The organism is Runella sp. MFBS21 (assembly GCF_029433105.1).
In the GTDB taxonomy this organism is placed as follows: Bacteria; Bacteroidota; Bacteroidia; order Cytophagales; family Spirosomataceae; genus Runella.
Map to the genome: position 1 here is coordinate 90,794 of NZ_JARNTW010000016.1, position 13,207 is coordinate 104,000.

General features: G+C 42.3%; 9 protein-coding genes. 4 read left to right on the forward strand and 5 right to left on the reverse strand.

What is annotated here, in order from left to right:
* Window positions 1-280 precede the first annotated feature (280 nt).
* The 5 genes from P1X15_RS23950 to P1X15_RS23970 all read right to left on the reverse strand — a co-directional run bounded on the left by P1X15_RS23950 (window position 281) and on the right by P1X15_RS23970 (window position 8,176).
* Window positions 281-2,731 (reverse strand): outer membrane beta-barrel family protein, encoded by a 2,451-nt coding sequence (locus tag P1X15_RS23950; protein WP_277340666.1) that lies wholly within the window; start codon window positions 2,729-2,731, stop codon window positions 281-283.
* A gap of 375 nt (window positions 2,732-3,106) precedes the next feature.
* Entirely contained in the window at window positions 3,107-3,301 is a 195-nt protein-coding gene (locus P1X15_RS23955) for a hypothetical protein (RefSeq protein WP_277340667.1), read from the reverse strand.
* Complete coding sequence (locus P1X15_RS23960; RefSeq protein WP_277340668.1) at window positions 3,294-4,502, reverse strand: PepSY domain-containing protein; 1,209 nt, start codon at window positions 4,500-4,502, stop codon at window positions 3,294-3,296. The genes P1X15_RS23955 and P1X15_RS23960 overlap by 8 nt, the downstream gene beginning before the upstream one ends.
* 92 nt (window positions 4,503-4,594) lie before the next feature.
* A complete protein-coding gene (locus P1X15_RS23965) occupies window positions 4,595-5,794 on the reverse strand; it encodes a hypothetical protein (RefSeq protein WP_277340669.1) in 1,200 nt (399 codons plus the stop codon).
* Window positions 5,795-5,806: 12 nt separating this feature from the next.
* Window positions 5,807-8,176 carry a carboxypeptidase-like regulatory domain-containing protein gene (locus tag P1X15_RS23970; RefSeq protein WP_277340670.1) on the reverse strand — a complete coding sequence of 790 codons (2,370 nt, stop codon included), beginning with the start codon at window positions 8,174-8,176 and terminating at the stop codon, window positions 5,807-5,809.
* Between the two features lie 119 nt (window positions 8,177-8,295).
* On the opposite strand from P1X15_RS23970, the gene P1X15_RS23975 reads away from it, so the two are divergent.
* The 4 genes from P1X15_RS23975 to P1X15_RS23990 all read left to right on the forward strand — a co-directional run bounded on the left by P1X15_RS23975 (window position 8,296) and on the right by P1X15_RS23990 (window position 13,194).
* Window positions 8,296-9,312, forward strand: a complete 1,017-nt coding sequence (locus tag P1X15_RS23975; RefSeq protein ID WP_277340671.1) for an AraC family transcriptional regulator — start codon at window positions 8,296-8,298, stop codon at window positions 9,310-9,312.
* A gap of 179 nt (window positions 9,313-9,491) precedes the next feature.
* Window positions 9,492-10,934, forward strand: a complete 1,443-nt coding sequence (locus P1X15_RS23980; protein ID WP_277340672.1) for an SDR family NAD(P)-dependent oxidoreductase — start codon at window positions 9,492-9,494, stop codon at window positions 10,932-10,934.
* Window positions 10,935-10,941: 7 nt separating this feature from the next.
* Window positions 10,942-11,913 carry an alpha/beta hydrolase gene (locus P1X15_RS23985; RefSeq protein WP_277340673.1) on the forward strand — a complete coding sequence of 324 codons (972 nt, stop codon included), beginning with the start codon at window positions 10,942-10,944 and terminating at the stop codon, window positions 11,911-11,913.
* Between the two features lie 9 nt (window positions 11,914-11,922).
* Window positions 11,923-13,194: a metallophosphoesterase gene (locus P1X15_RS23990; RefSeq protein WP_277340674.1), complete on the forward strand. Its 1,272-nt coding sequence runs from the start codon at window positions 11,923-11,925 to the stop codon at window positions 13,192-13,194.
* Window positions 13,195-13,207: the final 13 nt, after the last annotated feature.

Consider the following 13,207-nt stretch of genomic DNA (forward strand, 5'->3'; position numbering starts at 1 on the left):
TTTCGCTGATTCGAAACTCTCTACGGTTTGGGGACTCTCAGCTTTCTGACAAGCAAAGGCACAGCTACCCCACCTTCATGAATTTTATTTTTTTGGAAGGGTACAGTACATGTTGCGCTATTTACCTTGATCAATATACGTTAAAATAATTACCAACCATAGGCAGTTAGTTTACCGATTATAGGTTTTTAGGTATGTAAGAAGAAAAAATTCCAACGAAAGCCTTCTCGCATGGCTATGCTTAAATCCATATAAGGGTTTGATGCCCTTGCAAAAGAGATTACCCACCTGTTACTCGTCCCTGAATATCCTCACTACCCGATTTGCGTTTACGAGCAGGCGTCATATCTTTACCAAAACGATAAGAAAATGAGAAAGTTACCATCCGGCTATCAAAGCGTATATGCCCATTCATATCTAGATTTTCATAACGGGCCGTCTGGCGCCTCTGACGGGTTTGAAATACATCATTTACTACTATTTTGAGCGTTCCCTTTTTATTAAATAGATTTTTCTGTGCTCCTACCGACACTGCATAAAACCCCTTTGTCACAAAAACGCCGTATACCGATTTTGAATTATAATATCCACTCAGCTCGGCAGAATAGCCTTTCCCAAGTTGGAAGGTGTTTTGGATATTCAACGAAAAAGTCCAAATTCCGTTATTTAAGTTACCGCCTTTTTGGTCTCCGCGATATTCGTTTCGAAATACGTTGGCAAAACTATTTAAACTCCACCAATGAGTAGGCTGTACTGAGGCTGTAAAGCTGATACCATAGTTGATAAAACTCCGTAAATTTTGGGGACTCTGGAAAGTTGTATTCAACGAATCTACCTGCCCCATCATCCAATTCATCACATCGGAAGTATAGCTGTAGTTAAGCGTTGTCGTCCATTGCCCTTTGTAAATGTGGCTTACTTCGACCGAATGCGTCAATTCGGGTCGTAAAAAAGGATTCCCTTCATAGTACAAAAATGGGTCTCTAAAAAAGCGAAACGGATTTAAGTCAGCGTAATCGGGGCGTTCAATACGGCGACTGTAGGATAACTGCGCGCTATGGACATCATTAAACGTATTTGATACAAATAAACTCGGAAATAGCTGAAAATAAGAACGTTTCACTACCGAATCGGTCGTTACCTGAGCCCCAATCGTTTGGGTCTTCTCCCCACGTAAACCGACCTGAACGTTTAACTTACCAAACGATTTTTGATAATTGATATAACCAGCGTGAATAGTTTCTTGGTACTTAAAATGATTGCTCCAAGAAGGGTCAGGAATCCATTGCTCATTTTTTAATGTATCGTATTTCAGGTTGTTGTCTACCTCCACATAACTGCTTTTCCAACCCATCTCCAGTTTTGATTTTTCATCAAAAGGATGTACATAATCCACTTTGCCGACATACACATAAGTAAGCGAAGGGGCATTCCCTCGCCTTAGCGAATATACTCCACTTGAAGTATTTTCTTGCGTCAAATAACGTGTATCCATCGTCAATGCTGAGCGATTGTGATTGACGGAATAGTTCAAATCCATTGACAGTTCACTATTTTTTCGAGTAGGTTTGTGTACATAATTGAAATTAAAAGCAGCACTATTCCACTGCTCTCGGTTATAATTGTAAGTTTGAGGCAGACTTAACAACTGCCCCGACGCCGAAACAAGGCGATTGGTGGTCATATTATCGTTAATGTATGTTCCAAAACTACCATTTATCAGGAGCCCAAAGATATTTTTCTCATTGGCAGCGAAATCAACTCCTGCTTTGTAGTTGTTTGTGTAAAGGGGTTCGTTGGTAGTGGTATTTTGGTAAGATGTTCGGAGTGGGACATTACCGCTTTTACCATCGTGAAAACGCCGCGTATAACTCACATATTCTACCTCTCCTCTAAAGGCATGGTCATAACTCCCATATATATTAAAACCCCCGTTTCGATAATTAAGATTTATCCCAGTTCCGTATCTATTTGCCCGGCTGCGCGCCAGATTGGCATATATACTACCATTAGCCCCGACTTTATCACTTTTTTTCAACACAATGTTGATCATTCCGGCATTGCCAGCAGCATCGTACTTGGCCGAGGGATTGGCAATAATCTCAATTTTAGAAACCGCCCCCGAAGGCGTACCACGCAGAAGAGTAGTTAGCTCTCGTTGCGACAGATAGGTTAGCTTTCCGTTTAGCATAACAGCCACCCCTGTTCGGCCTTTTAGTGCAATATTACCATCATCATCCAACGTAACCCCTGGCGCTTTTTCCAGCAATTCCAGAGCGGTATTTCCTTCTGCCAAAATACTGTTTTCGATATTTAGCACCGTACGGTCAATCTGCTGTTCTACGAGTGGCTTTTTAGCCGTAACCGTCACTGTTTCAATCATCTGCGCTTCTGATTCAAGAGTAATAACGGGCAGTATCTGAGTTTTTTCCGAGACAATTATATTCCGCACTATCATTGATTTGTATCCTATAATGCTTGCTGTCAGGTAATATTTTCCTTCGACGATTTTTTCAAAAATAAAAACCCCCGACGTATCACTTAATGTCCCTTTTACCAACGAAGAATCTCGTTCCCGAAACAAAGCGACGGTAGCAAATTCAATAGGCTTACTAGTTTCAACTGCTTTCAAATGTCCCCGCAATTGACCCACTTGTTGAGCCGATGTCGGGCCAATTCCCCAGCCAAACATCATCACGAACCCCAATGCAATGTATTTGTAGTTTTTCATTATAACTGATTTTTAAACATAGCTCTAGCATAGCAATACTGACGGAGCATCGCTTCTTAATATTCACCGTTCGAAATGATTCAGAACTAGCCTTCTATCGCTCTGATGCAACAATTCTCTGCTAAACCCCTTGATTTGGCATGAATTCCCTATACAACAAACTCGACTACTATTGATAGATGAAATCATCTTACACTCTCACAACCGATAGGAATTGTTTAATAATCACCCACGTATTACGTCTTTTGAGAGTAGTGGCTTAGTTAAGATGATTTACAAAGAAAGTCGTTATTTATAATTATTCCAAATAAATGCCAAAAAACAAATCCCACACAATGCAGGTACTGTGTGGGATTCAAAATAATAAGCTTACAGTTAATTTCCCTGATTATGTTTTTTTAGTGCTACAGGTGAAGTATATTTTCCAATAACAACCAGTGGAATGCTCAAAGCAATCCACGACATCACATCCCAAAGAAAGTCGCCTACCAACGCGGAAATAAGCCCTCCTAAACTTAGGGTTCCCAACAAAACAGGATGCTTCCAAATATGCCAAAATGAATTATTCATGAGAGATTTCTTTTTGCGCTGTAAGTGTTAAAATTTCTGATTCTTCCAACTGCTGAGTGGGGCGCTGTTGGCTCTTTTCTATCCTTTTCAATTGTGCTTTGATAGCTTTGTTGCGAGCAAACCACAAGTAAAGACCGCTTCCCAAAACAACAATGGTAATAATATCAAATAGAGCCCATATGATTTTCAAAGGTAGTCCACCATAATCACCGAAATGTAGGGGTTGCGAAAGAAACAAGGTATTAACATACCAAGGCATATCACGCATATCGGTCAGTTTTCCAGTTTGGGCATCAATGAGTGCTGGTTTGATGAGGCGTTTTGTAAGGGGGGTGTTACCATGAACAAAAACTGCATAGTGATGCTTACTACTAAATATAGTACCTGGAAAAGCGATAATTTGGGGTTCCATTTCGAGAGCTGCCTTTTGAGTTGTTTGCATTGCTTCATCTAAAGAGCTTAACCTACCTTTGAGGGGAGCTACATTTTTATACGGAGCCGTCATCTCGGCCAATTGCCCCATTTGCCACAGTCCCAACACAATCTCTGAGAGGGTATTAATCACTCCTGTAAAACCCACTATGGTGGCCCAAGTTAGGGTCACGATTCCTAACAAATTATGCAAATCTAACCATTTTAGACGAGACGATTTTTCGGTACGCACCGTGCCAAAATCAAAACGTTTCATGATAGGACCATACAGCATCACACCTGATACAATCGCCGCCACAAACAGCAGCCCCATAATACCCAGAAAAAGCTTACCGCCAATCCCCATAAACATATCGATATGCAACTGTAGCATGATATACATAAACCCTTCTTGAATTTTGGGTTCGTCGAGAATCTCGGCGGTGTGATCGTCTAGAATGATATTTTTAAAATTATCTGGTGGAGCAGACAACGAATCTGACAAACTAAATGTAGTGGTGTTGGGTTCGTGTTCATCCCAAAAAACGTATCGAATTACTTTTTGAGGGTATGCTTTCAGTACCACCTCTGCCATTTTATCAAGGCTCGTCTTAGGAGTACCCTCCCGAGCTTGCTTTGCCAACTTAGGTTTTCCCTCCAATTCTTCGATTTCTTCGTGAAAAATCAGGGGTAGGCCAGTAAGGCACAACATCAGCAGAAAAGCCGTGCAAATCAGGCTCGTCCATTTATGAACCTGAAACCATACTTTAACTTGTTTGGTGGTACTCATAAGAAGTGATGTTAAAATAAAAAATGAGATACGTAAAAACCATACTTCCTTTTCTAAACATGATAGGCTTACAAAAGGAAGTAACCCAACGGCTATTGTAACTTAGCAAATCCCCAACTAAACCCATCATGATTGACATTGAAGACCTGCTTAGCCGCTGTCCCTTCCAGCACATAATACCCGTCCACTTTTTGTTCTTTGTTGCGCACCCAGAAATAGATTTTTCCGTCGATTTCTGTAATAGCCTGCTCGTTGCAATAAGCATAATGGTGCTGTGGCATACCGCCAATTTTTGTTTTTTGCCCCGTTGCCAAATCAATGACGTAGTAATCGAAAATGATAGAAGTCAGGTTAGAAAAATCAGCCAACAAAGGCGTAGAAGGAATTTCAACGTACATTTTACCTTCTTTTATCACACTGGTACAAATTGAGCTTCCCGCCTGAATATCAGTAGCCTTAAATATCCAATTGCGGTCAAAATCCGTCTCACCTTTCTTAATACGTATCACGGCAGACTTGGCAAATCCTGTACCAAGCCCTGTACTATAAAGGTACAACGCCCCGTCGTCTCCCAACGTCCACATTTTATTGGCAGACGACCCCCACCCGATGCCTTTCACACCGTCGTACTTGATTGTTTTTTCCAGCTTATCGGTAGCCATGTCGATTACTGCCAACTCCACATAATCGTACAGATCATCCCCGTATCCAGCCGCTGCTTTAGTGCCATAAGAGATACCTGCGTACAATTTCCCTTCTTTTGAAGCTAAGGTATGCTTACCAATTGCCTGATATTCAACGCCTGTTTTTTGAAGTGAAGATAGGTCTATCTCCCCCGTACGTTGCATAGTAGTTGGGTTAAATTTTTGCAGTTTAAGCGTTCCACGGGTTTCATCCAGATAATAGCCCGCAGTTTCGCTTACTACCAAAAATTGAGAAGCTCCCACAATAAACCCTTCATCTTTGAGTGCCCCCTCGTCCGAAACTGTATATTTTTGAAGGCCAGCATCTCCTGCCACATTTTGCCTCAAAAAGAGCCATTTACCAAATGTCCGAAAACCAAAAGCCGATTTGATTTGCAATGATTTTGGAGCTATATCTGTGATAGTTCCAGAAGGCATACTGCCAAAGGCAGTCAAATACCCGGGAGCTTGAAATTGCACTACATCAGTCATCAGCACATATTTACCGGTTTCGGTAGGTGTAGGGTCTGAAGTTGATGATTCAGAACAGCTGCCTAGTAGTATAATTACTAGCAAAGAAGCGAAAATTTTTAAGGTGGTATTTTTCATAAAACTTAACGGTTACTTGAGTGTATAATTTAACTTCAGATGTAGGCTACGGCCCGCATTTTGAACTCGAAAATGGTCATACTGTGCCGTGTCGAAGAGGTTCTTGATTTGAAAACCAAGAGTCAGGCGGCTGATTTTGGGTCGGTATGTAACTCCTATTACATGAATGTGCTGATTTGGGATAATATTGGGAGCGTCAAATTGGGCTTTGCCCCATAGTCCCAACACCCCGCTTGGTTCAAGCGATTTTGGGACATAGTCCAAATAATACTCCCTCACAAAGGTGTAGAAGTAATAAAGCTGTAGTTTGTCTTGACTTAAGAATACGTCTTGAAAAGAAGTATTGATACCAACATTGGCAAAGAAATAAGGTGTATTGCGAAGGCGCGACCCCTCCAAAACGCGATTTCCTGTATCAAAAAGGCGAAAATCCTGATACGTAAAATTAGCATTGACTTTCAGCCAGTGTGTTAGGGGAAGCATGGCATCTGCTTCTATCCCCCACCCTTTTACATTATTTACATTCTGATTTTGGGTAAAAAAGATATTGACTGGTACCTTTAAAATTAAATCTCGGGTGAGGCGATAAAATGCATTAATTTCTACACTATAATTTCCGGGCTTATCGGTCCGAAAACCCAAATTGAGATTAGTGCTTCGCTCAGGACGCAACTCAAAATTAGATAAGTGAAAATTTCCGTCCCCAAACAACTCATCTTGCTCGGGTAAGCGTGTGGCCGCTTCGGCCGAAAAGCGTAAAAATGCTCCCTTATTCAAATCCATTTTGAGAGCCTCTGCTATACCCCAACGTGTCGAAACAAACGAACGAGGAAATTCATTACCCACCCAATCGGCATCCAAGGCATTGGTTTTATAATAAAAAACCTTAGCAATCAAGTGATTGGAGAATCGACTGAATATATCTTTTGATGCTAATCCTACTGCTGCTATAAACTTGTAGTAATGAGCCGGAACCGTAAGCAAGTCTCTCCCACTCTTCGAACGCAACGCTAAGGTATCTTGACCAACACGACCTGATTTGGCCGAAATCATATTAAATTCCAAGGTATGGTTTTCTTGAAAATCGTAGGACACATGCGTACGTGAGGTAAAATACGAGAAATCAATATCAGCCAATGATCCCCTTACCGAAATTTCCCCTAAGCGCGAAGGACTCGGGATAAAATTACCATACCAATCATACGTTCCTTTGGTGGTATCGGTCTGTTGGGTGTGTATAGTACTCACTGTCAAAAATTGGTCGATATTTACCGCACCTAGCCTCTTACGAAATCGTAAGGTTGGAATGATTGAATATTGGCGACTGACCGACGCCCCAAAAGGCTGCGACATACTTGCTCCATACTGATTTTGGCGGTGGATATAAAAGCCCGTAATACCCACACGAAGCTCATCAGCCCAACCCACATTGCTAATACCGCCATACACTTCTGTATAATAATTGGTAAAATGGTTGTGAAAAAGGCGTACCATAGCTGGTCTCTGAGTGGCCGTTTCTTGGTCAATCACATTGACTCTCACGTTGTAGTTATTGTCCGAACTATTGACAAAGGCATCTGCACCTACAAAAAACTTACGCGTCGTATCGGTATAGAGAGCATTGAGCGACAAGCGATGCGTATTAAAAGATGCTACCTCATACGATACATCTGCATAGCGGTAGAGTGCTTTTTTAGTGACCATATTGACAGCTCCTCCCAAAGCATCTGCTCCCAAACTCGTCGGCAGAACGCCTTTATATACCTCTACCCTCTCCAACATATTGACAGGTACCAATGCAATATTATAAGCGGCCCCTAAGTAATCCATTGGAATGCCGTCTTTGAAATTCTTAATAGCTCTTCCTTGGAATCCATTCATCATCAGACCCGCATCTGATCCAAGCCCACCTGTTTGTCTGATTCTAATGCCTGCCGAACGATTCATCAGCTCCACCAACGTAGCCGGTTGCTCCTGAACTACTTTGGTATTGATAATCTCGGCCTTAATCGGCTGAAGCTTGGCTTGTTGAGTTTCAGATTTGCCCATCACCTTTACTTCCGATAGCAATCCTTCCACTTGCTGCAATGTTAGCACGATTTCAAAAAGTGGTTCCTTTAATGTCACTTCTTGAACCAATGGCTTATAACCAATGTGAGATACTTCCAAAAGATACCGGCCTTCAGAAAGTGGTCCTATTAAAAACCGCCCGCTGCTATCAGCCACTGCATATTTTTTTATTTTGTCAATTCTAATAATCGCCCCTGGTAAAGACTCCCCGTTTGCATCTTTTATTTTTCCTTCCCAAATTTTTCCTTTGGACTGAGCGTATACTCCGTACGAAACAAGAAGCATTCCCAAAAAGAGTATGCGTACTATCATTATTTTTGTAATTTTGTTTATTAAGACTAATTCTTAACAAAGGCACAAAATTAAAAGATACAATTGCAGTAAGAGTACCGCATGATGCAGTATTAATGCCGCCAAAAACATAGTTTAGGATGAAAATCATATTTCGCTCTGATGATATAAAAGAGCACAACCACGTACGCACTTACGACAACGGATATACCGTCAGTAATCCAGTGGGTTTGACCGAAATACAAACAGAATTTCTTTACGAAGGAGCATATAGGATACAATCTAAAGCGCTCCGTATCTATATTGATGGGGTAGCTGCCTCTTTTTTTGATATTGCAAGCCATGGTGATACTTTTACGTATGAGCTAGAAAGCGATTTTCCTTATCTCCAAATGCACTTTGAACTTACCAGTACAGGATGTATTTATCAACCTAGTGCATGCTTTGAACCTGAAACAACCATTGGATATGGGCATCATTCACTGCTATTTTATCCTTTTTTGAATGGCAAACTCTCATACCTGAAAACAAGTCAAGCCAAAAGCGTTGAAATCGAATTGTCATTGGATTTTTTACGCCGTCTTTTTAATGGAGATTTGGAGCAGCTCGGATATTTTGGTAACAGTATCGAAACTAACCGCCCCGCCATTTTGGGCCATAAAAGCTACCCTGTCACTCCTCTTATGAATCATATTTTATCGGAGCTTGCCCATTGCCAGTATATCGGTAGCTTGAAAAGAATATTTGTAGAAGCCAAAGTCATTGAGCTTCTTTGTTTACAAATCGCTCAAATACAAACACTCGAAAATCCTCCTAAAAACACCCTAAAACAAAGGGATTTAGATAAATTTTATGAGGCGAAAGAGTTACTATTGGAGCGACTCGAACAACCCTATTCTATCGAAGAACTTGCCAAAATGGTAGGTTTGAATCGTACCAAGTTACAAGCAGGATTTAAGGAAATATTTGGCAATACTATATTTGGATACATCACAGATATACGTATGGAACAGGCAAAAGAAATGATTTTGGCAGGACAATTTGATACCATTGCAGAAATAGCCTCCTTGATAGGTTACAAAAATGCCCAACATTTTACGGCTGCCTTTAAAAGAAAGTACGGAACATTGCCCAAGCACTTTCGAGACCGATTCTAAAAATACGCCTCAAAATGTTTTCTTTAGATATTCGTTTCTTTCTCCCCAAGTAACTAGCACCTACTTTAATCCGTACACTGCCTCTACAACGGCCTTTTAAACAAAGCATATTCGGTCTTTTAAACAAAGTCTCCCAAAAATCACTGCCCTACCTTTGTCCCAACAAAAACAACAAAAAAATGGGACACAACAATTATCAAGGAGCGTTACAGAAACCGATAGGTTCAGGATTTGACGCCGCATCTACAACCAATGATGTCATCAAAGGAATTGACCTTACGGGAAAAATTGCCATTGTGACGGGGGGAAACACGGGCATCGGCTTAGAAACGGTCAAAACACTCGCTGCCGCAGGTGCCACTGTCATCGTACCCGCAAGAGACGTAACAAAGGCAAAACGAAATTTAGCAGGCATCCCCCATGTCGAATTAGAAACAATGGATTTGATAGACCCTGAGTCCATTGATGCTTTTGCCAAAAAATTCGTCGCGTCGGGTCGCCCCCTTCATCTACTCATCCACAATGCAGGTATTATGTGGGTGCCACTTCGCAGAGACAGTCGGGGTGTTGAATCTCAACTAGCGACCAATTATCTGGCGCAGTTTCAGCTTACGGCAAGGCTATGGCCTGCGCTGGTAGCCGCCCGTGGGGCAAGGGTCATCAATGTATCGTCCGACGGACATCGGTTTGCCCCCTTTCACTTTGATGACCCCAATTTTCTCCACCGCGATTATGAAACCCTCCAAGGCTATGGTCAATCCAAAACGGCCAGTAATCTTTTTGCCCTTGAGTTAGATCATCGTGGCAAATCGTCTAAGGTACGTGCATACTCCCTCCACCCAGGCTCTATCCATGGCACAGAATTGGGCAGAGAAGCCCCCATAGAGTTGTTTCAACAAATGGGTTTTTGCGATGCAGAAGGAAATTTATTTCCCGAAATAGTCGCCTCGCTAAAGACCATTCCCCAAGGAGCCGCCACCACGGTTTGGTGCGCTACCAGTCCGATGCTCAACGATATTGGTGGCGTGTATTGCGAAGATGCAGACATTGCCCATGTATCACATGAGCCATCCATGCCCAGCGGCGTTCAGCATTACTCATTAGACGAGACCAATGCCAAACGCCTTTGGGAATTAAGCGAGACGTTAACAGGCATTAAATTTCAAATCGACGATACAGTCATGGAGAATCAAGAGTTAAAATCAGCCTCCGACTTATTGAAAGGCTATTTAGAAAGTGTTGGCTTAGGCAACCCCAAGGCTACAGCTTCTTTTTTCGCTGAAAACGGATACATCGATGCCCCTTATATAGCATCGTTAGGAATGCCGTCAAAAATCATGGGGGCAACCGCCATAGAAGCTACCATGCAAGGACTATTGCAAAATGCCCCTAATTTCCATTTTACAAGTATCAAAATTCTGATGGAAACACCTACTGAGGCCATTGCCGAATATGAGAGCGAGGCTGTTTTGGCAAATGGAAGGAGCTACAAACAATTATACATGGGGCACATCACTTCCAAAGACGGCAAGATTATTTGTCACAAGGAGTTTCTGAACACTATCTCGTTTGTAGAAGCATTTTTCCCTAACGGTTTAAAAGATTTAATCACCACAAATTAATACAACCATGCGAGTAACGAAAGAAATGCACCATAAAGAACTGCAATCTAATTATGCAGTTATGAAATTATCTTCGCGATTGCTAATGAACCGCGTTGGGGTTCGCTTATTGAATGCAAACAGTGCTAGGTCAAAGGGTAAAAATATAGAAGGACTTCAAGGAGAAGAACATTATATCCCAAGTAGGAACGGCGGCCCAAAAATACGGGTAAGACTCTTTAAGCCTTTAAATCACCACACGGCCCTCCCAGGTATGCTTTACATCCACGGAGGTGGGCTGGTACTGGGCAATCCTGAAGATTATTTAGCCATAATCAAAAACTACATACATGCCAAACCGTGTGTCATTGTAGCGCCCGATTATCGCAAGGCATTTGATGCCCCCTATCCAGCAGCCTTCAATGACTGCTATGATACGCTACTGTGGATGAATGAAAACGCCAATGCTTTGGGCATTATTCCTGACAAATTGATTGTGGCAGGGCATAGTGCAGGAGGAGGAATTGCTACGGCTGTTACGCTAAAAGCCACTGATACCCAAGACGTAAAAATCGCGTTTCAGATTCCTATTTATCCCATGCTAGACGACAGGCAGAATTCTGAATCAGCCAAAGATAACAACTCTGCGGGGTGGAATTCCCATTCCAACAAAATGGGCTGGACAGCATATTTGCGAGACCTTCATGTACAACACAAGGAAATTCCTGTCTATGCCGCACCCGCCAGAGCCACTATTTTTTCTAAACTACCACCAACCATTACGTTTGTTGGAGACTTAGAACCATTCCGAGACGAAACCATTGCTTATGTCGAAAACCTGAAAAAGGCGAATATCCCCGTCACTTTCAGGTTATTTGAAGGTTGCTACCATGCTTTTGAAGTGATTTTCCCCACTTTAGAAATAAGTAAAGAAGCCTGGGCATTTTTGCTGACAGCGTACAGTAATTATATGGATAAATACATACACCCAAATTCCTGATTTTTAACCATGACTGCCAGCAAATACATCGTTATCCCTATTCTTACCTGCCTATTACTACTCATTGATTGGTACGTATGGCAAGCCGTAAAAATAGTTTTTCAACACAACACAGCCCAAGTACAGCAGTTTGTTAAATGGGCTTTTTGGAGCCTTACTGCAATCATTATTTTCGGTTTATGGCTCTATAATTTTGCCCCTCCCGACGCCTTGGGACGCCGCTTGCGAACCGCGATTTTATTCAGTTTGTTTGCCGTTTATGGTTCCAAACTGCTATCCGTTACCCTCATTTTTTTAGGAGATACCGCTCGTTTTTTTACTTGGGCAAAAGGGCAGTTCTTCCCAAACAATGAACTGCCACAGGCACTCTCCGAAAGTCCTGACACAATCACTCGTTCGGAGTTTTTGATGAAGACAGCCTTGGTTGCGGCCTCCGTTCCTGCCGCAGCCCTGACGTGGGGTATTTTGTCAGGGGCGCACGACTACCGTGTTCGTCGGGTAAAATTAGCCATCAAAAACCTGCCTCGGTCGTTTGAAGGCATGACGATAGGGCAAATCTCAGACATTCATTCAGGGTCTTTTTTTAACAAAATCGCTGTAAAAGGAGGCATAGAGCTACTGCTCAAAGAAAAGCCCGATATGGTATTTTTTACGGGGGATTTAGTAAACGACCGCGCCACGGAAGTAAACGATTATGTACATCTCTTTGATAAAATAAAAGCCCCGCTGGGTGTTTACAGCACGCTTGGCAACCATGACTACGGAGCTTATGCTGGCTGGTCAAGCCCTCAAGCCAAAAAACAAAACCTAGACGACGTCAAGAAAGCTCATAAAGTACTTGGCTACGACTTGCTAACAGACGACCGTCGAACCATCCAGCTAGGGGGTGAAAAGTTAGCCATCATTGGAGTAGAAAACATTTCGGCCAACGAGTCAATTTTCCCAAATAATGGTAACTTACAACGCGCAATTGTAGGCACAGAAGAGGCTTCGGTCAAGCTCTTACTGAGCCACGACCCTACCCACTGGGACATGGAAGTAAACACCCAATACCCCGATATTGATGTCATGTTTAGCGGCCATACGCATGGGCTGCAATTGGGTGTAACGATTGGCGATAAGACCTATTCGCCCGCCCAGTGGCAATACAAACAGTGGGGAGGTTTATACCAAAAGGGCAATCAGCAGTTGTATGTCAATCGTGGATTTGGGTATTTAGGCTTTCCTGGGCGAGTCGGGATGCCTCCCGAAATCACACTCTTTGAATTAGTAAGCGCATAAACCCAATCGAGCA